The organism is Aequorivita viscosa (assembly GCF_900106795.1).
GTDB classification, from domain to species: domain Bacteria; phylum Bacteroidota; class Bacteroidia; order Flavobacteriales; family Flavobacteriaceae; genus Aequorivita; species Aequorivita viscosa.
Map to the genome: position 1 here is coordinate 70,818 of NZ_FNNS01000010.1, position 20,147 is coordinate 90,964.

Genomic DNA, 20,147 nt, shown 5'->3' on the forward strand with positions numbered 1-20,147 from the left:
ACGAACGTAAAGAACCGACTGGAAGCAAATGGCTGTGCGGTGGGTTTTTTTCCTTAAATTGGAATCATCTAATTCCGCTATAGAAGGAATAAGGTTAGCTTTAGTGGTGAGGAAATTAGGGTCAGTATATTAAGCACAATAATACAATATGATTAGTGATGTTAAAACCAAACTGGAAGTTCAACCAATGGTTCAATAATTAATGATAATGCAATTAATGGTTCATAAGAAAAAGCAGAAACGGCAATGGCTAATGAAATAGGTGAATTTCTTGCCGTAGTAGTTAATGTCAGGCTTACCCTGTCTGAATAGCTAAACTTTAGGGATTTGCCTGAGGATTTGACCAATAATAAATATCACAATGAAAAATATCAGTAGAGGAATGAGCAATTTATAAATGACATCTGGGTTGTCTATTAAGTTTTTGATGCGAACATAGCAACAACCGCTAGAGCAAGGAACATTTTTTTCGTTCGAGAAAAACAATCTTTTTGAAGCCAAGATAAGTATGCGGATGTTATAAATCCTTCCGTTGTATTCTCACAGCATTCAATATAGCCAAAAGAGCTACACCCACATCTGCGATAACGGCTTCCCATAAAGTAGCAACACCGCCTGCACCTAATGCAAGTACTATAATTTTGACTGTCATAGCGAGAATGATATTTTGCCAGACAATGTTTTTGGTGATTTTACCCGCCTTTATTGCTGCAACGATCTTTGACGGCTGGTCGTTTTGAATAACTACATCTGCTGTTTCGATGGTGGCATCACTACCGAGACCGCCCATTGCAATACCAACATCGGCGAGGGCAATAACCGGAGCATCGTTAACACCATCGCCTACAAAGGCCAATTTTACTCCTTCTTTTTTAAGAGCCTCCACTTTCTCCACTTTTTCGTCCGGAAGCAGTCCACCATAAGCTTCATCAATTCCCAAAACTTTTGCCACCTGATCTACCACTGTTTGTTTATCACCAGATAACATTACGGTTTTTATGTTTAGACGGTGCATTTCCTTGATGGCCTGATATGCATCTTCCTTTATTTCATCGGCAATAGTGATATAACCGGCGTACTTATTATCAATGGACAATACCACTATGGTATCTACAATCTGTTCGACTTCGGCAGGATAAGCTATGTCATATTTCTTTAAAAGTTTAAGGTTTCCAGCCAATACTTCCTTATTACCAACGATGCCTTTCAAGCCGTGTCCTGCTATTTCTTCAATGTTTGAAGTTTGTAGGCCTTGGTGTTTATTATCGGCATAATCCGTTACAGCTATGGCTATGGGATGGGTCGAGTTCTTTTCCAAAGCTGCTGCTACTTTGATCAGTTCTTCTTTTTCAATTCCTTCGGATACTACTTGCTGAACTTTAAAGACCCCTTTGGTCAAGGTGCCTGTTTTGTCCATCACCACTGTTTTTACTTGGGTCATAACATCCAAATAGTTTCCGCCTTTGAACAGGATTCCATTTCGGGAAGCAAGGCCGATACCTCCAAAGTAGCCCAGAGGTATGGAAACAACCAATGCACAGGGACAACTGATCACCAAGAATACCAAGGCACGATAAAACCATTCCCGAAACACATAATCATCCACAAAAAATATTGGGGTTACACAAAGTGCCAGTGCAAGGAAAAATACGATTGGGGTATATACTTTGGCAAAACGGGATATGAAGAGTTGGGTCTGTGATTTACGTGCGGTGGCATCCTGTACCATTTCCAAGATTTTGCTGAGTTTACTATCCCTAAACAGGGCGGTTACCTTTACTTCTGCAAGTGTATTTTGATTGATCATCCCGGCCAGTACCTGTTCACCTTTATATTTGGTATCTGGTTTGCTCTCCCCTGTTAATGCCGCAGTGTTGAAAGAGGCTTTTTCAGAAATGAGATCACCATCCAAGGCAACCTTTTCACCAGGTTTCACTTGTATCTTTTCTCCTATTTCTACTTCTGAAGGATGTATAACCTGTGATTTTCCGTTTCTTAGAACGATAACTTCATCAGGCCTTATATCAAGCAAGGCTTTAATGCTTCTTTTGGCGCGCTTAACTGCCGAGTCCTGAAACCATTCGCCTATTTGGTAAAATACCATTACGGCAACACCTTACTTCATATTCTCCAATGATGAATGCGCCGATTGTTGCCACACTCATCAATACAAATTCATTGAAGAAATCGCCTCTTTTTGACTTTCGCCAAGCGAGATCTAAAACTTTTCTTCCGGCGAGAAGATAAGCAATGAGGTTAATTGCCAATAAAGGTATAGTGGGTATGTCGAGGTTAAACCCATATTCCAATGTTAACAGTATAACCAAAATCAGCAAGGCAAGCAGAAGGTCCCAGTGGGTTTTCCAGCCTGTTTTTTCTTTATTAACTTTTGGGCTTAAGGGCCGGGATGTAGCTGCTTTCATTTTATTAAAATTTTCTTTAAAGATACTTTAAAAGGTTATGCACAGGAATTGCATTTGCATCAGCATTCATCTTTTCTTGTTAACTGGATAGGAGGACAGGGCAAAGAACCATAAGAACAGTAAACGCAACAGTCACCTTCTTTTGGTTTTAGAACAGTTTTACACTTCTCACATTCATAAAAGAATTGACAGGAATTTGTTGGCATATCTTCTACTTTTTTGTGTCCGCAGTTTGGACAGGTAATTTCTGATTTTAATATAGCTTCCATTGATTTTTATTTTTTCTTGTTACCTTGTAATTTGTTGCATTAATTGCTTCCTCAATTTTCACCTTCATTCGTTTTAGTATCGTCAAACTCAATGATCGCGTTACCATTTTCGTAAGGATTTAGGTTATCCAGTTCGGTTTTAAAATCTTCAAACATCCAGTCCATAACATTAGATTAATGGTTAAAAAGCTCCTTTTCTTTTTCAGGGTCTATTTCATCTTTTGACTTTTTGTCCAAAAAATAATCCAAGATAATGCCTACTGCAATAGCTCCCACAAACGCGGCATAAACTTTCCAATCAAATTGTATGACCAAAGAGAGGCTTATGATTATCGCCAAAATTGGCAGTATCGGAACTTTCCCAACAGATAAAGGAACTTTAAAGGGCCTGTCTTTATCTGGTGCTCTGAAACGCAATACGATAAGGGCAATGTTCACGGCGACAAAGACGAGCAACGCACCCAATGACGACATTCCCGCTACGATTTTAATATCGCCCAATAGCATAAAACCCGCAACTGCCGCCATAACCACAATGGTAGTAACCCACGGCACTTTATGTGCATTGGTTTTGGTCATAAATTTCGGAAGTTCGCCCACGCTTGCCATTCCAAACAGCAGCCTGCTGATAGAGATAATACCGCTAAAGGCCGCATTGGCAGTAGCAAAAAGTGCTGCGACCGCCAATGTCACGGGCAACCAACTGTTGAGATTTGATGCCGCAAGTGAAAGTGGCGAATCTACTTTTGCCAGTTCTGACGGGTCGGCAATGTTAAGTACCGTAAAAGCTATGAGCAGATAGATAACGGTTGTAAAAACCATTGTCAGTAGAAAGGCACGAGGAATGGTCTTGCCAGGGTTTTTTACTTCAGAACCCAATGCAGCCATATGCTCAAAACCTGTATAGACAAAAAACAAGGTTGCGGTAGCCGCCAAAGTACCGGAAAAGGATTCAACTTTAAAAAATTCAGCCTTTGGCGGGCCAGTTTCTGCAAGCCCGACCACAATAAGAATGAACAATCCCAAAAGTTGTATGCTAACCATTATAATATTGGCAGTAGATGATTTCTTGATTCCCGTAATGCTTATCAATGAAAGAATTATCAATACGCCATAACTTATCAATAGGGAAGGCACACTAAAAAAAGTGTTGAAATAACCTGAAAAGGCCAGCAATACAGCGGCTATCGTGGCAGAACTGTGAAAGGCAATTGTCCAGCCAGTGAGAAAGGAAGGAATGTCAATTTTCGGAAACGCTTTGCGTACAAAAATGAATTCGGCACCTGCATTGGGATAGGTAGAGGATAACTCTGCATAAGACAATGCCGAAACGCTGGCAGCAATTGCGGCGAAAACAAAACTCAACCAAAGGTCGGTACCTGCTTGTCCAGCTGCTGCGCCTATGACAGTATATATTCCTGCACCCACGATAGTGCCTACTCCATAAAAGGTAAGGCGAATTGTTCCCAATGATTTTTTTAATTCTGCCATAATATTTTTTAAGTTAGAGAAGGTGGAAGAAACCTGAACCTGACCATTGGACCCAAGGGTTCAGAATTCTGAAACTTCCATCTAATATTTTTGCCTGCATTTTTCACATATTCCCTTTAATATCAGGTTCACATTTCTCACTTCATAATCGTCTGGCAAGCTTTCTTTCGATATCTTATTCGGTAAACAGATTGTTCTTCTGCAATCGGTACAATGAAAATGCAGATGTAAATCTATACCGTATTTATCTTTGGCGTTTTCATCAGAAATAGCATATTTTGCCACTCCGACCCCATCATTAATCTGATGAATCAGCCCTTTATCCTCGAAAATCTTGAGATTTCGATAAAATGTCGTTCTGTTTGCTGTTTTATTGGTTTCGCTCTTTTGAACAAAAGCCTTTTTCAAATCGGAAAAGGACACGGCACTTTGCTTCCTTTTCAGGAACTTGTATATCTTCAACCTCATTTGAGTAGGTCGAATACCGTGATTTAATAGTATCTTTTCCGTTTTAGTCATTGCAATATTAATTCAAAAGCAAACCCTTTTTTCAAAACATATATTTGATGCTATTTCTTATAAGCCAAAAGCCTTAACGCATTAAAAACCACAAGTAATGTTGAGCCTTCGTGGATGACCACTGCAATACCGATATTGGCCCAACCCATAATGGTCGATGGGATAAGCAATGCCACAATACCGAGGCTTACCCAAAGGTTTTGCTTGATAATTGCCTTTGCCTTCCTGCTCAAGCCTATGGCAAAGGGCAGGGTTTCCAATTTATCGGCCATTAGGGCAATGTCTGCAGTTTCCAAGGCCACATCACTGCCCGCTGCACCCATTGCGATACCTACTGTGCTGTTTGCCATTGCAGGGGCATCGTTCACACCGTCGCCTACCATTGCGACTTTGGATTCCTGTTCTTTTAATTTTTTAATGGCATCTACCTTTTCCTCTGGCAACAGGCTTCCCCAGGCATCGGTCAACCCAATTTCTTTAGCAACGGCATCGGCAACCTTTTGATTATCCCCGGTTAGCATTATCATCCGCTTGATACCGATTTCCTTTAATTTTTTCAGTGTTTCCTTGGCCGCTTCCCGTGGGGTGTCCATCAGGGCGATGATACCTATATATTCTTTGTTCCTTCTTATGAGCATCGTAGTATTTCCACCACCTTCAAGTTCTTTTACTTTATTCGATATATCTTCGGATGGTTTTGCTTCATCGAGGTCTTCGTACAAGTCAAGGTTTCCAATATAGATTTTATCCTTGCCCAAAGAAGCTTTGATACCTTTTCCGAGAACTGCTTCCAAATCTGACGCATCGATAATATCAGTACCTTTCAGACGCTCTTTCCCATCCCTTACGACGGCTTTGGCCAAAGGGTGGTCGCTCAAGTTTTCAACGGCAACGGCTATCTTTAACAGTTCATTTTCTTCAATATCCCCCAATGGTACTACTTCGGTAAGTTTGGGCTTGCCTTCGGTAAGCGTGCCTGTTTTATCAAAAGCCAAAGCGGTTATGACCCCTAAATCCTCAAGTGGTCGCCCACCTTTGATGAGCACGCCGCCACGTGCTGCCCTTGCCACACCGCTCAATACGGCACTTGGTGTTGAAATGGCCAGTGCACAGGGACTTGCAGCTACCAATACCGCCATTGCACGATAAAAGCTGGCACTAAACGGTTCGTCAATGACCAGAAAGGCAAAGAGTAGGATACCAACCAGTATCAGTACGGATGGCACAAAGTATTTTTCGAACTTATCGGTCAGCAGTTGCGTGGGGGACTTCTGGGTCTGTGCCTCGTTGACCAATTTGACCAGTCGGGACAGGGTAGAGTCTTTGGCTTCTTTGATTACCTTTATTTCCAGCGTGTTATTACCGTTGATAGTTCCGGCAAATACCCGATTTTCATCCTTGATATCATCGTCTGCCGAATAGTCCCTGCCTGTATCTTCCACGGGAAGTTTATCCACGGGTACACTTTCCCCAGTAATAGGGGCCTGGTTTACACTGCTTTTTCCGTTGACCACGACGCCATCTGCGGATATTTTACTATTGGGCTTGACCACTATAATATCGCCAATACTCAATTGCTCAATTCCAACTTCTTCGGTCTTGCCATCTTTTTTAAGCAATGCTGTTTTTGGTGCAAGGTCTGCAAGCGCAGCAATGCTTTTTCTTGCTTTGTTCATTGCGTAATGTTCCAAGGCGTGCCCAAGGCTAAATAAAAACAACAACAGTGCACCTTCTGCCCATTCTCCCAGAATGGCGGCACCAATGGCAGCGACCAGCATTAAAAAATCAATTTCAAAACCACCCTTGGCCACAGTTTGAACCGCTTCCTTGGCCGTAAAGAAACCACCGAAAATGTACGCGCCAATGTACAAAGTAAGACTGACCCAATCCGGGATGGATTCCACATAAGAAAGCCCGAAACCTATCCCGAGAAGTGCCCCACAGATAATGGAAAAAATAAGCTCCGTATTTTTACCGAAAACCCCACCGTGGGCGTGCTCTTCTCCTTCCTCGTGGGTCTCGCCCTCCTTGTGCTCGTGGCCCTCTGTGGAAGTTTGCTCTTTAGTATCTTCCTTCTTTGAACGTTCCTGTTTTTTTTTGGATGCTTCGGTGTAATTATTTTCGTTTGAAGAACTCCGCTTAACCTGAAGGTCTTCCTTTTCAATCTGTTTACTTATTTCATCAAAATTTGTTTGCTTTTTATCAAACTCAAGGCGCACCATTCCAGAGACCGAAACGGAAGCCTCCAAAACCCCATTGATTGCCAAAAGACTTTTCTCTATGGAACGTGCCTGTCTTGTATGTCTGATTCCTTTAACCTCTATGAGCAAATGCCCGTATTTTTCGGTAATCTCGGCACCCGTCTGTTCTGCGAGAGATTGAATGCGGTCTATAGAAATGATATCGGGGTCATAATGAAAACAGAGCTGTGGTGTGTCATCTTCCTTTGTATCGGCAACGTGTACTTTTTCGATGCCCTCTTTAGCCTGTAATTCTTTTATAAGCCGCTCAACACAAGTATCTTTTTCGTTTGGAACTTGCGGAAGGATAACGGGAATTTTTAGTTGTATTTTTTTCATTTTTTACTATTTTTTTTTATCCATTCTTTGGCATCGTCTTTTTCTTCTGGCTTATAAAATTTTATATGAGCTTCTGAAAAAGGAAGCAATGCCTCGGTAAATTGCTCCTGCCATATAACGCTACCCACTAAAGCAACACGCTTTAAATGCGTTTCATTCGGAAGATTTAATTCAATGCCCTTCCAATATGCGTTTGCCGTCCAGCCTTCAAAATTATGCATTTCGATGTACCAAGAAACTTCCTGATATGCAGTTATATGTTCTATTAAGACCGGTATCAAGTTTTCATAATCCTTGGCATCCAGCTTATTCTCTGCCACCATATATACAGTAGCCTCTTTTTTATAGATTGTTATCATTGCTCACTATTTATAAATGATAATTGAATTTAAAAACCAAACGTTTAATCCAGATTGTCGCTGCATTTTTCGCAAATACCCTTTACCACCAAGTTAATGTCCTCGGTAATGTAGCCATCAGGTAAGTTGATATGAGGGATTTTATGCTCTGTTAAACAGACAGTTTCATTACAATTGTTGCAATGAAAGTGTAAATGAAGGTCGTTGCCAACCTCGCACTCACAATTTTCTTCGCAAAGGGCGTATTTTATAACACCTGTCCCATCCTCAATTTGATGTACAATACCTTTTTCCTCAAACGCTTTCATAGTCCTAAATAGGGTGCTTCTTTCACTGACCTTAAAATCCTTTTCCAAATCGCCAAGACTGATGGCCACCTCTAATTCTGCTAAACGCTTATAAGTCATAAGGCGCATAGCCGTAGGTCGTATCCCTTTGCTTTCAAGTAGTTGGACTATTTTTTCCATTTGTGATAAAGTGTTTTATAGGTCGTACCGTTTTAAGGAATCTCCAGTTTTAATCTGAAAGGCATCTTCAATATTTGCTATATATATAATACCATCTCCAGGCCCGTCGGTTTTGGCGTTGGCTATAATTGTTTCAATGGCCGCTTGGGCTTCCTCATTTTGGCAGACCAGTTCCAACTTAACCACTGGACTATCTGTTACGTGAAAATCCAACGACGGTCTTGCACCTTTTGATTTGAATGCGCCAGTGCCTTCTGCTTGTGAAAGGGTCATACTTTCAAATCCATTATCTGATAGTGCTTCAATGACTCTTTGGATTCGGTTCGGTTTTATAAATGCTTTTATTTCCTTCATATTATGAATTTTTTAAATTTTTAATCGATTTTGAACCGAGCCTGTTTTCTAATTTTTAACTAACCAATTAAGACGATAAACAAACTCGGAATCAAAATCTTTGATTATTATTGAATTAATGTCCGTGTTCCAGTTCGCCTTTAACCATTTCCGAAGACAGGTTATAAGCTCCTTTTATGACCACTTTGGCAACCGTTGAAACTTCGGCAGGTAAATTGACTTCAACAAAGCCCAAATCAGTAATACCAACCGTTACGGGTATCATTTTAAATTTCATTTTGTTCGCTTCCATTGCTTCATCTTCATCCAAAATAAAAATAAAGGATTGCTCGCCTTCTTTTATAATGGCAGCTTCCGGTACGGCAAAACCCTTTTTTTCGCCCTGCACTATGCGTCCTTCCACGTACATACCCGGCAACAGGTTTTTATCCTTGTTCTCAATGTCTGCAAGGACTTCCAAAGCCTTTGGGTCGGTATTGAAGGTTTTGCCAACAGACCTAACGGTTGCTTTAAGCAGTTCGTCTGGACGAGAAGCCGTTGAAAAATATATCTGTTGCCCTTTCTTGATTTGCTTTATGTCCTTCTCATATACTTTAAAGTTTACATAAATCTTCGAGTTATCGCTAATTGAGAACATCTTGGATTGCTGCGCCACGTAATCGCCAAGGCTAATCATTACTTCATCCACATAGCCACTTATGGGCGTGGTAATGGGAACTGCGGAATATATTTGGCCTTCAGCCACCTTGTCCGGGTTTATGCCCAACAGTCTCAATTGGGAACGCAGACCATTGACGCTGGATGTTGTGGAACGAAATTTTGACTGTGCCATCTGAAATTCCTTACCAGAAGAAACACCTTTATCATAAAGGGTCTGCTTGCGCTCAAAATCCTGTTTCAAAAAGACCAGTTCATCATTTTTTTCCTGATATTCCTGTTGCATTGCAATGATATCTGGGTGTTCTATATATGCCAACACCTGTCCTTTGCTTACGTTATCTCCAGGTATTACTTTTATGGAACTCACATTTCCACCAACAAACGGACTGATGTTCGCCTTATCCTGTGGGAAAAGTTCCAGCATACCTGTTACCTTAATGTTGTTCCCTAAATTCCGTTCCTCCAGAGGCTTCGTTTCCAAACCGATGGTTTCAGCCTGTTGCTTTGTAAGTTCGACGACGCCTTCTTCCTCGCTGTGACCACCTTCTTCCTCTCCTTCATCGTGGCCTTCTTCTCCGTGTGTATCTTCGCCCCCAGCCTCGGTTTTTGATACGCCTTCAGCTTCGTTATGCCCAAGTTCAGATTTTTGGCCATCGTTACAACTCATAAACATAAGTGTAAATAATACGGTACTTACTAATAGTATATTTTTCATTTCTCTTTTTTTAAGGTTATAAATTGCCCAATTGATATTGCATATCAATGGTTTGCTGGTTATACTGATTGATGTATTGTAAATGGGTCTGTTTAATGCGGATGGCACTGTTGAGAATCGTGATGTAATTGACGTAATCTATTTCGCCTTCTTTAGAAGCCAACTGCGCTGTGGTAATTTGTTCTTCTGCCAACAATAGTGCGCCTTCTTCGTAATATTGCAAAATCTTCTTTGTTTTTTCGAGTGATTTGGTCAATTGTGAAACACGACTTTCTGTAACCGCTTTTTGCTCCAAATATTGATTCTCTGCTACCATTGCGTCTGCCTTGGCTGCCTTAACCCTTGACTTCTGCGGAAAAAACCATAACGGAATACTAATACCTGCCTGATAGGTATTAAACCCTGAAACATCATCCACAACCTGCCTGCCATATGATAAACTGAATTTCGGTAGGAATTGCGATTTTTCAACGCCCACATTTGCTTTACTTACTTCGGCATTTTGCAAGGCATATTGCAACATTGGGTTATTGGCAACCGAAGTTGAATCCAATGTCGCCATAAAATCCAATGGCTCGTAAAAACCATCTACCGTCTCGATGGTTTCATCCGTTCCCAAATATTGTTTTAAGGCACGTTTGGCAATTTCAATATCATCAAAAGCTTGTTGCCTCAACACTTGAATCTGTTGAAATTCGGAAGAGGCTGAAATAAATTCCAACTTGCCTGTTTCTCCAGTGTCATACCGAAGTTGGGCAGCGGACTTAAAATTGGCATAAATACTGTCCAATTGGTCTGCAAAACGCAACTGTGCCTTGTAATAATTAATTTGGTCATAGGCTTGCATCACATTGCGCACCAACTGTTGTTCACTGGCCACATAAAACTTTTCTCCCAAGGCAATGCGCTCTTTATAAAACTTCGATTTTGAAAATCCTGAAAGCAAATCAATGTTGCCTTGTTGCACGCCAACGGTTGTTTGCACTCCAGGAAGATTATTGCCATATTCTTCTTTGCCCGTGAAAACTTGTGTGCTACCAAGGTCAAAACTCGTTCCCTTTAGTGCCTTTTCCCGTTCAATAAATGCCTGACTTTCCTTAAGCGATGGATAATTCTGTTTTGCCATAGCAATGGCCTCATCTACAGTCAAGGTTTTTGGCATTGTTCCATTTTGATTGGTGTCTTGGGCAAAAGCAGTTCCAGAAGCCATCAAACCGCCAACCATCAATAATACGGTTACAATGTTCGTTGATTTGTTGACATAGCTTACACCTCCATCGTTATTGTTTCGTTCCTTTCTCGATTCAAGCCAATAATAAAGAATAGGAATAACCACCAAGGTCAGAAATGTTGCCGTAAGCATTCCTCCAATGACTACTGTCGCCAAGGGCCGCTGTACTTCGGCACCACCAGAGGTAGAAATCGCCATTGGGATAAAGCCCATAATTGTTGTAATGGCTGTTAATAAAATTGGACGTAAACGTTCGTGCGTAGCTTCATATATACGTTTTTTTAAATCTGTCATTCCACTGTCTTTTAATTCATTGAACTTATTTATGAGTATGAGTCCGTTTAATACGGCAACTCCGAAGAGCACGATAAATCCGACTCCCGCGGAAATACTGAAAGGCATTCCACGAATCAACAAAACGAAAACGCCACCAATGGCCGCCAAAGGCACTGCCATATAGATCATCAAGGCTTGTGTAACTGAATTCAAAGCAAAGTAAAGCAGAACAAATATTGTTAATAGAACGATTGGGACTACAATCATCAATCGGTCTGATGCTCGTTGTAGGTTTTCAAATGATCCGCCGTAGGTTACAAAATAACCTGGTGGCAGTTTAACATCCGTTTCCAATTTTTGTTGAATTTCCTCGACCATCGATTTTACATCGCGCCCACGAACATTCACGCCCACGGAAGTACGACGAGAGGTATTGTCTCTTGAAATCTGCATTGGTCCGGGTTTATAGCTGATATCTGCCACCTCCTTTAATGGTACTTGTGCACCGTTTGGCAGGTCTATATAAAGGTTTTTTAAGCTATTGATGTCTTGTCGATATTCCTCTGCCAAACGAATGACCACATCGAACCGTTTTTCCCCTTCAAAAATGACTCCTGCCTGTTCTCCTGAAAATGAAGCACTTACATAATCATTCAGCTTATCAACGGTTACACCGTATTGTGCCATTTTCGCACGGTTATATACCACCGTCATTTGTGGCAAACCACTTGTAGCCTCCACATTAATGTCAGCCGCTCCGGGAACGGTCCTAATTACTGCCGCGATTTCCTGTATCTTGTCTGCCAAAACGTCCAAATCTTCTCCGTACAATTTGATGGCCACGTCTTCACGGACACCAGTCAGCAATTCATTAAAACGAAGTTCTACAGGTTGTGTAAACACAAAATTTACGCCGGGAACTACTGAAATTTTTTCTTGAATCTTTTCTATGAGTTCTTCTTTACTATCTGCGGATGTCCATTTACTCTTGTCCTTTTCAAGAATAATATAACTATCGGCAATATCCATAGGCATTGGGTCTGTTGGTATTTCAGCCACACCAATCCTTGAAACTACTGTTTTTACTTCCGGAAACTCATTGATTAAATTCTGAAGTTTCTCTGAGGCCTCAATAGATTCTGAAAGACTGCTCCCTGGTTTTATCAATGCTTGAAATGCAATATCGCCTTCATCAAATTTAGGGACAAATTCTGCTCCCATATTGCTAAAAATAAATCCTGCAATCAAAAGCAAGGCAACCGCGCCTATAACCACACCTGCCCGAAAGCGAAGTGCAAAATTTAATATTGGCAGATAGATACGATTCAGAACCCCCATAATTTTATCACTGAACCTATCAATCTTGTTTTCAAATTTGGCAAACCAACTATTTTGATTTTTAGCAGGTTTTAAAAATAATGATGACATCATTGGTACGTAGGTAAGGCAAAGAATAATTGCCCCTAAAACGGCAAAACCAAATGTAAATGCCATTGGTCGAAACATTTTCCCTTCCACACCGGTCAAAAACAGAATAGGTGTAAAAACTATAAGAACAATTAGTTGACCGAAGAAGGCAGAATTCATCATTTTACTTGAAGAGTCATAGGCGATTTCATCCATTTCAGCTTGGTTAATGGCGGTTGTGGATTTTTTCATCCGTTGATGAATGTGGAAAACCGCTCCTTCCACGATAATCACCGCACCATCTACAATAATCCCAAAATCGATCGCACCCAAGGACATTAAATTTGCCCAAATGCCAAATTGTTTCATCAAAATAAATGCAAATAATAGGCATAAAGGGATTATCGACGCTGCTATCAAGCCACCACGGAAGCTTCCTAAAAGCAAGACCAAAACAAATATGACAATAAGGGCACCTTCTATTAGATTTGTTTTAACGGTACTTGTGGTTGCCTCAATAAGTTCACTTCGACTTAAAAAAGCATCAATATAAACGCCTTCCGGCAGGGATTTTTGAATTTCTACAATACGCTTTTCCACATTTTCGATCACGTCGCCTGGGCTTTCGCCTTTCAGCATTAAAATTTGTCCGCCCACAGATTCGTGTCCATCTTGGGTAAAAGCGCCATAGCGTACTTGGCTGCCATATCCAACCTTTTCAGCGACATCCCGTATTAAAACGGGACTACCGTTTTGAGTAGTTACAACTGTGTTTTCCAAATCGGCGATACTTCGGGCCAAGCCTTCGCCACGGATAAAATTGGCCTGATGGTTTTTTTCAATATAAGCACCACCAGTATTGGCATTGTTCACTTTCAGGGCTTCAAAGACCTGATTCATTGTAATACCAAAACTTTTTAATTTATCAGGATTTATGGCCACTTCATATTGTTTCACATACCCTCCAAAAGCATTGACCTCGACGACTCCTGGGACTAATGCCATTTGACGTTTAACGATCCAATCCTGGATGGTACGAAGCTCCATAGCATCGTATTTATCTTCGTAGCCTTCTTTTACTTTTAGGGTGTATTGGTAGATTTCGCCCAGACCCGTAGTTATTGGTGCCATAAATGGTGTGCCGAAGCCTTCGGGGATTTCTCCAGCAACTTCGGTTAATTTCTCCTGCACCAATTGCCGGGGAAGATAAGTACCTGCCTCGTCCTTAAAAACAATGGTAACCACAGAAAGACCAAAACGGGAAACGGAACGCAGCTCGATAACGTCAGGAAGATTTGCCATTGCCAATTCTACCGGATAGGTAACAAATTGCTCAATGTCTTCAGTACCTAAATTTGGGGCAACTGTAATAACCTGTACTTGGTTGTTGGTAATATCGGGTACAGAACCCAGATTTATAGTGGCCATAGACCAAATGCCCGTACCTACAAGTGCCACTATAAAGAGCCCAATAATAAACTTGTTATTAATGGAAAATGAAATGATTTTGTTAATCATAGAAAAAGTATTAATTCAGTTTAAACATCGCAATGCAAAGAGATGCAATGCGTTTATGATGCGATACTTACTTTTAAAAGCATCACGGTAGGATATAGCTATCCTAAAAAAACTGAATTATACTTTAGGGGGTTGGAAAAGCGATTCCAGATATCTGGAAGTGAAGTTTACTTTATGTAAGTTAAACTGTTTTTTCTCTTCAAACTTTAGTCGATTGGTTAAAGCCGAATTGTTGTTCGCAATAATTAATACTAAAGGGTGACAACATTGATGATGGGAATGGACTGGTGTATTCTCCTTATCTGGGTTATTATGATGCCCTTCATTTTTTGCATCATTGTCAATGTAATCTTCAACTACATATTCAAGGAAAGAGTCTCCATAAACTTTATGGTCTTGATAATGGGTAATAATGCTTGAAATTTCTTTAATTGGTCCACAAAAGTCCATATCAATGCTAATTCCCTGAAAAAAGAATAAAATTGACATTGATATGGAAAAGAATATTTTCATAAATTTTGACAAAGATACAAATTAATCGATGCACAGGTTGTGCAATTATAATGATACTCAGGAGTTGAAATAGCAAGTGTGGCCCTGAATGAATTGTAGTGCAACGGAAATGAATGGTGGGCTACTCTTGCTGCGCGTTGCTGGAAGTGGGTGATTGTAGAGAGTGAGGCACGAACGAACGAAAAGAACCGACCGGAAGCAAATGGGTGTGCGGGTAGGACTTTGTACAGGTGAACTTCAAGACGGACGAATACAGTTAATGTTTGTGTTTTGATAAATATGGATTGAAGGATTTTTATAAATACAGACCAGGTAATATGCTTTGAGGAATTAGATGCCGCAATGGTAATGTAATTAAACTCTCTTCACCGAATTCAAAATCAGAAAAATTACTAATGTCGCAAAAGGGGCGGTTTATTGTAGGCGTTTCTATACTAATATGAAAGCCGAACGGTATAAAAGTGATTTCCCCGAATGTTCGAGCGTATCCATCCATATTTGACCAAGATAATGGATTTCTTAAACTTATGGCACTGGACATATACATTAAAAGCCGAATGTCTGGTGGCAATGATTTACTTTTCCTGTCTAATATAAATTCCCTTATACTTGGTTTTTTTAGGAAGAAGCCGCTGTTATCAAGGGCAACAAACATCGTCAGTATCTGCTTCAGGACATTTAAAGGTTTTATTTCATATTCTGCGCAAATGAAATTATTGGCATAGACGCGATGTGTCAATACATATGCACCTTGTTTGGCGAAATCAATATAATCATTTGCATACCAGCTACCAGTATTCTTGTTGCAAGAACCACATAAATGATAACCACCAGCACCACGGTTACTTCGCTTACGACCTCCATAACGATAACTGGACTTGTCTAATAAGTTTTCTTTATCTTGAAAAAGAACAGGTGAGGAATTAAAAGCACCTTGGGGAGGAATATGTTCGAAAGTTAATGTTTCAAAGTTTCCGCATAATTTGCAAGTGTCTTTATTTCTCATTGTATTTTTTAAAAAAGCTACCAAGCCTTTTCATTATTGGCTTAAAATTAAGCTTATTATTACAACCTCGGATTCGATAGAAAAACAATTAGACCGATTCGACCTGTATTTCAAAAGCCTGTTCAATCAATTCCATTATATAATCTAATTCGGAAAGGTTTTCTAAACCAACCTCAACATCACCATTACCCCACCTTCCCAAACCGGATACATCTTTACAAATGCCTTTCGAGTCTTTTATCCGGTCAAATTCTGTATTTAATGAAAGTCTTAATCTTTTCTTCTGAGGCACTACGTCTACGAAGTTTGTTTGAGATTTAAAAGCAATGTAAAGTTTTTTAAATTCAACTCTAACAGAAGCATCCAAATTAAGAACTCGTTTTTCGAGGTTTTGAAATAACACCAACATATCGCCCTGTAAATGCTCATAGTTTTCAATGTTGTAAATGTTTTGCTCCTTTGAGAGACCAGGCTCTTTATAAATGTCCAATCTTTCTTGTGACAAATGAGGTGTTTTCCAAATAATACAAGCCCGTTGAGCTAAAGTTGAGGCTCGATTAAGAATTGCTTCTTTATTCCAACTATCTTCTATTCTTACTGATTCATTTAAAAATAAAGGACTTGTATTGAAACCACCTTCGATTGTTTTTTTATCTGAAAAAGGTCTATCAGATAATTCAGAATTATAACCGGTAAGAGTGAGGTTACCTAAAGTATGGAGATATTGATTTTTAACCCGCTCCCAATCCTCACCGAGTTCTTGTCTCCATTGTAAAGATAAATTTTGATTCTGTGGTAAAATATGTTCGATGGTATAATTTTCAGCATTGACCAGTTCTTTACGTTTCCAGTTTTCGAGAGATTCCAATAAATAGTTTCTGGACCTAAAATTATAAACATCTTTTATCTGTAAATCCTTTGTAAATTCTGCATCGGTGGGAAAACGTCTATAGCCGTCCATTAGCAAGAATGCTGCCTGTACGGATTCTAAATAGGTTTCTCTTTTTATGCGCTTATAGAGGGTGCCAAAAGTTTTGTTCAAGCTATTTGTAGGGATTCCGCAAATTGCTCTTCTGAAAACATAATTTGAAACTAAAGATATAATTTGAATAAATTCACCCTTGTTGATTAGCTCATCTTCATAATCACCATAGACAGCAAGTAAAAAAGGATAAGAGGTATCGATTTTAAGTTTTGTAATCTCTTTAAGTTTTTTAGAGATATCCGGGTCTTGTTCCTTTAAAAGTGCAATGCGAACATAAAATTTCGAATATTTATGCAAGCTTTTTATAGCTTCATTGACAGATTTGAAGCCATTTTTTGAATGCAGAAAATTTTTATAAGTTTCATAAACAAGATTGATTTTTGGAATGGAAGCCTCTTTCATTGTGAGATAGTCGCGAATAAACCAAGCAAGAGCACCTATGTTTTCCCCGAAGCTTTGTTCCATCGGATACCAATATCTTTCATAGAGAACAGTTTGTTGCTCCAAGGGCTGACCCATTAAAATATAATTGCGGATTAAATCAGCTTGGGATAAATCTAAACCAGTTGAATTTAAGCTTTCGAATATCAGTTGTGGATTATCCTTATCTCTTTCCAGAATGACGTCAACAATAATCAGCTTTTTGATACCGTGATATATAGCCTGAACATTATCAGAATGAAGCTTTCCTTTGAAAAATTTATAATTTTCCAATACTCTCTTAGAATAATTACCATCAAGTTCTATTTCATCAATCAGGTTTGTAAAAGTGGCTTTGTCTTTACGGGTAAGAAGTAATTTGAATTTGGAGTCATCTTTTCTATGCTTATTTACAAGATAAGTTTCCTGAATTTCCTCCCAAGTTTCGTCTTCAAGTGTAATGTTGTCATTTTCTTTTAAAAAGTGAATTAACGCAAGAAGCATCAAGGAGACGGTTGTAAGTCTTTGTTGACCATCTATAACAAGCAATTCAGGTACACTTGTAATCGGAGAGTTTCCGGGTTTGAAATAGACTATTGACCCTATAAAATGGGAAAGTTCAGAAGCGTCATTTCCCACCCTATAAATATCATTAAATAATTGTTGACATTGCTTAATCTGCCAAGAATAAGTTCTTTGATAAATGGGAATAGTAAGTTGTTTTTTACCATCCAATAGGCTTAATAACTGCGCTTGTGTTGCTTCCATATAATTTTATTTTTTCAGTTTATAAAAACCAAAGATTATCTTTTCCAAATTCGGGGATTTCATTGCCTTCAAAATGAGGGATCATTTCTGCGACCATTTCGGGGTATTTTATTGTTACTGGTAAGTTTTGTTGACGAACTGATTTCCAATACATTCTACTAAATTGATAAACTTGATCTATCAATTCCTTTACAGTTTTTGTGTCGTTCACTAATCCGGCTTGTGTACAGTATATTTTTAATTTTATAGGAAATGGATAACCGTCAGAGAAATTAAAATTGTTATTACTGTATCTGGTATTGTTGAACAACAAGAATTTATGACGACCAATATTGATATATGAGCCACTTATAGGCATCAAATCTTTCCAATTCAAATCAAAAGCTACAATGTCTGAAGATTCTGTTTTATTTATTGAAACAATAAATACTGGTATGCTTAACCCTAACTTTTTTAATCCATCTTCTATTGGCTGTAGCTCTTCTTGACCCATTGTTTTGTAGAAGTGAATTACTAAGCGTTTTATATCAGGGTTGTGATTTGCATACTCTTTTACCGCTCTTATAATAGAACCGGCTAATTCCCTTGTTTGATTTTGTTGAAAGCACTCAAAGCGGTTGAACTTTCCATTATTGGAAAAGCTGAAAGCACTACCAATGTATTTAATATCAAAATCAGGGTTTTTGAACGCTCCTACACCAACAATCAATTCCTTTTTAATAGTGTTGTCCAAACGCCAAGGAGTACCTTTTAATTTAGCAAGAATGGCAATTGCAATGTTAGGGAGACTATAAAAATATTTGTCATTAGCCAATACTTTTTCTGCGTCTATTACTTGGGAGGAAATGCGCTTTTTTAGCAATAGTTCCTTCAATCTGTAATAAATCTTCCTTCTGGACTTATCGGGGGAATTTTTAGAAAAAGGACTGATGTAAATGGCTATATATTGAACATCAGGTTCAAAATATTTGTCGGTGATTTTGGTATAAATTTCGGGCCAAGGATTGTCTAAGTCCTCAAAACATATACTAAACCCTTTTTCAGTATAATATGGCGTATGAATAAATTTTGACAATCCACCAAAGCCTCTTTCAGTGCCCCTAAAATAGCTGTCAATCTTTTTTGTTGCTTGTACGTCGTCTTTATGGTAAATAAAGAAAAAATGAATTTTGGTGGTATCGCTGAAATCATAGGGGCCAAATTCTTTTATCCCATTCATCGGTACGATGTGGGATTGTCTTATTCCATCTTTCTCACCAAATAATAATTGGTTACTGTTGTTTTTCACCTTTCCTATTCTAAATTCTTCTACGGGGATAAATCCATTTGAATTTAGTGGAATTAGCTGTTTAAATTCTTCGTTATTTAAATACGTTTTGTAAAAGAAATCAATTCCATTTTTGAATTTAATGTATTTGTTGGATTTATCAGGAGCCTCGGTAGCTTCGCCCAAACCATCTCTGATATCGAAGTTCCATATTGGAAACACTTTATCATAAGCTCTTTTGCCGGCACTTGGCAAGTCTTCAAATTTATGAAGCTCATTTTCAAACATTACCCAATTGAAAGCGGTAGGAGAAACGAATTCTTGGAGTACCTCAACTGATTCTTTATATATTTTGGGAACTCCTTCGAAAGTAACGAGTAATTCCAGTTTTTTACTAACGGTTTTAAATTGAACTCGGAGACAATAGCGGTCATATAGATTGTATTTCCCCGAACTGTCGTATTTCTTGCTTGGTAGCCAAACCTCTGTATCGTGAATGAAATTAGGCTTTACCATTAACCCTTTATCAGTAAAATACTTATGGATTTTAGCGTTGTAATAGCGTTTTAAAATGGAAATAGAGAATGATGTATTGTGAACCTTTGCGGAATATTCTTCTCCATATTTATCAAGCTTTTTTTCATAAGTAGGATTGACAGATTTGGTGACTGGAAAAAAACCTTCTTTTTCTTCTTCAAAAGAGGTGTAATAATGTTCTTGTTGACCAAACTCTTGAATGACCTCATCGGGGACTAAGGTGTGATACATACGAGTGAGATTAATATCTTCCTTATCGGTAAAATATAATCTTAATTCTTCCTTTGGATGGTCGAAGGTCAGGATGTTGAAACAGAGGTTGGCCATTTTTACAGAGTTTATTACGGGTTCATAAATTGGGGATTAACTGTTAGTTATATCTT

At 39.0% G+C, this 20,147-nt stretch carries 13 protein-coding genes and 1 pseudogene; all 14 read right to left on the reverse strand.

Annotated features, from left to right (window positions below):
• Window positions 1–517 precede the first annotated feature (517 nt).
• Window positions 518–2,423, reverse strand: a pseudogene (locus BLW28_RS07625) (heavy metal translocating P-type ATPase).
• A 59-nt stretch (window positions 2,424–2,482) separates the two neighbouring features.
• The gene (locus BLW28_RS15995; protein WP_073217619.1) at window positions 2,483–2,692 is read right to left on the reverse strand and encodes a GDCCVxC domain-containing (seleno)protein; all 210 of its coding nucleotides are present in this window, start codon (window positions 2,690–2,692) and stop codon (window positions 2,483–2,485) included.
• A gap of 174 nt (window positions 2,693–2,866) precedes the next feature.
• Window positions 2,867–4,183 (reverse strand): APC family permease, encoded by a 1,317-nt coding sequence (locus tag BLW28_RS07635; RefSeq protein ID WP_073217622.1) that lies wholly within the window; start codon window positions 4,181–4,183, stop codon window positions 2,867–2,869.
• An 81-nt stretch (window positions 4,184–4,264) separates the two neighbouring features.
• Window positions 4,265–4,702 carry a Fur family transcriptional regulator gene (locus BLW28_RS07640; protein WP_045079535.1) on the reverse strand — a complete coding sequence of 146 codons (438 nt, stop codon included), beginning with the start codon at window positions 4,700–4,702 and terminating at the stop codon, window positions 4,265–4,267.
• Window positions 4,703–4,752: 50 nt separating this feature from the next.
• Window positions 4,753–7,281 (reverse strand): heavy metal translocating P-type ATPase, encoded by a 2,529-nt coding sequence (locus tag BLW28_RS07645; RefSeq protein WP_073217625.1) that lies wholly within the window; start codon window positions 7,279–7,281, stop codon window positions 4,753–4,755.
• A complete protein-coding gene (locus tag BLW28_RS07650) occupies window positions 7,278–7,640 on the reverse strand; it encodes a SpoIIAA family protein (RefSeq protein ID WP_073217628.1) in 363 nt (120 codons plus the stop codon). Before BLW28_RS07650 ends, BLW28_RS07645 begins: the two co-directional genes overlap by 4 nt.
• 44 nt (window positions 7,641–7,684) lie before the next feature.
• Window positions 7,685–8,107: a Fur family transcriptional regulator gene (locus BLW28_RS07655; protein ID WP_073217630.1), complete on the reverse strand. Its 423-nt coding sequence runs from the start codon at window positions 8,105–8,107 to the stop codon at window positions 7,685–7,687.
• Between the two features lie 15 nt (window positions 8,108–8,122).
• Window positions 8,123–8,461 (reverse strand): P-II family nitrogen regulator, encoded by a 339-nt coding sequence (locus BLW28_RS07660; protein WP_045079539.1) that lies wholly within the window; start codon window positions 8,459–8,461, stop codon window positions 8,123–8,125.
• Between the two features lie 115 nt (window positions 8,462–8,576).
• Window positions 8,577–9,836 carry an efflux RND transporter periplasmic adaptor subunit gene (locus BLW28_RS07665; RefSeq protein WP_073217711.1) on the reverse strand — a complete coding sequence of 420 codons (1,260 nt, stop codon included), beginning with the start codon at window positions 9,834–9,836 and terminating at the stop codon, window positions 8,577–8,579.
• A gap of 16 nt (window positions 9,837–9,852) precedes the next feature.
• Window positions 9,853–14,268 carry a CusA/CzcA family heavy metal efflux RND transporter gene (locus tag BLW28_RS07670; protein ID WP_073217633.1) on the reverse strand — a complete coding sequence of 1,472 codons (4,416 nt, stop codon included), beginning with the start codon at window positions 14,266–14,268 and terminating at the stop codon, window positions 9,853–9,855.
• 117 nt (window positions 14,269–14,385) lie between these two features.
• Window positions 14,386–14,757 carry a hypothetical protein gene (locus tag BLW28_RS07675; RefSeq protein ID WP_072765459.1) on the reverse strand — a complete coding sequence of 124 codons (372 nt, stop codon included), beginning with the start codon at window positions 14,755–14,757 and terminating at the stop codon, window positions 14,386–14,388.
• A 319-nt stretch (window positions 14,758–15,076) separates the two neighbouring features.
• Window positions 15,077–15,787: a hypothetical protein gene (locus BLW28_RS07680; RefSeq protein WP_073217637.1), complete on the reverse strand. Its 711-nt coding sequence runs from the start codon at window positions 15,785–15,787 to the stop codon at window positions 15,077–15,079.
• A gap of 88 nt (window positions 15,788–15,875) precedes the next feature.
• On the reverse strand, window positions 15,876–17,960 hold the full coding sequence (locus BLW28_RS07685; RefSeq protein ID WP_073217640.1) for a DUF262 and DUF1524 domain-containing protein: 2,085 nt from the start codon (window positions 17,958–17,960) through the stop codon (window positions 15,876–15,878).
• Between the two features lie 19 nt (window positions 17,961–17,979).
• On the reverse strand, window positions 17,980–20,091 hold the full coding sequence (locus BLW28_RS07690) for a Piwi domain-containing protein (protein ID WP_073217643.1): 2,112 nt from the start codon (window positions 20,089–20,091) through the stop codon (window positions 17,980–17,982).
• Between the last annotated feature and the right edge of the window lie 56 nt (window positions 20,092–20,147).

Bases quoted from the DNA above. Each gene is read 5' to 3' on its own strand.
- BLW28_RS07655 (WP_073217630.1), bottom strand. From the start codon at position 8,107: ATGGAAAAAATAGTCCAACTACTTGAAAGCAAAGGGATACGACCTACG.
- BLW28_RS07645 (WP_073217625.1), bottom strand. From the start codon at position 7,281: ATGAAAAAAATACAACTAAAAATTCCCGTTATCCTTCCGCAAGTTCCA.
- BLW28_RS07680 (WP_073217637.1), bottom strand. From the start codon at position 15,787: ATGAGAAATAAAGACACTTGCAAATTATGCGGAAACTTTGAAACATTA.
- BLW28_RS07690 (WP_073217643.1), bottom strand. From the start codon at position 20,091: ATGGCCAACCTCTGTTTCAACATCCTGACCTTCGACCATCCAAAGGAA.
- BLW28_RS07635 (WP_073217622.1), bottom strand. From the start codon at position 4,183: ATGGCAGAATTAAAAAAATCATTGGGAACAATTCGCCTTACCTTTTAT.
- BLW28_RS07650 (WP_073217628.1), bottom strand. From the start codon at position 7,640: ATGATAACAATCTATAAAAAAGAGGCTACTGTATATATGGTGGCAGAG.
- BLW28_RS07640 (WP_045079535.1), bottom strand. From the start codon at position 4,702: ATGACTAAAACGGAAAAGATACTATTAAATCACGGTATTCGACCTACT.
- BLW28_RS07665 (WP_073217711.1), bottom strand. From the start codon at position 9,836: ATGAAAAATATACTATTAGTAAGTACCGTATTATTTACACTTATGTTT.
- BLW28_RS07670 (WP_073217633.1), bottom strand. From the start codon at position 14,268: ATGATTAACAAAATCATTTCATTTTCCATTAATAACAAGTTTATTATT.
- BLW28_RS07685 (WP_073217640.1), bottom strand. From the start codon at position 17,960: ATGGAAGCAACACAAGCGCAGTTATTAAGCCTATTGGATGGTAAAAAA.
- BLW28_RS15995 (WP_073217619.1), bottom strand. From the start codon at position 2,692: ATGGAAGCTATATTAAAATCAGAAATTACCTGTCCAAACTGCGGACAC.
- BLW28_RS07675 (WP_072765459.1), bottom strand. From the start codon at position 14,757: ATGTCAATTTTATTCTTTTTTCAGGGAATTAGCATTGATATGGACTTT.
- BLW28_RS07660 (WP_045079539.1), bottom strand. From the start codon at position 8,461: ATGAAGGAAATAAAAGCATTTATAAAACCGAACCGAATCCAAAGAGTC.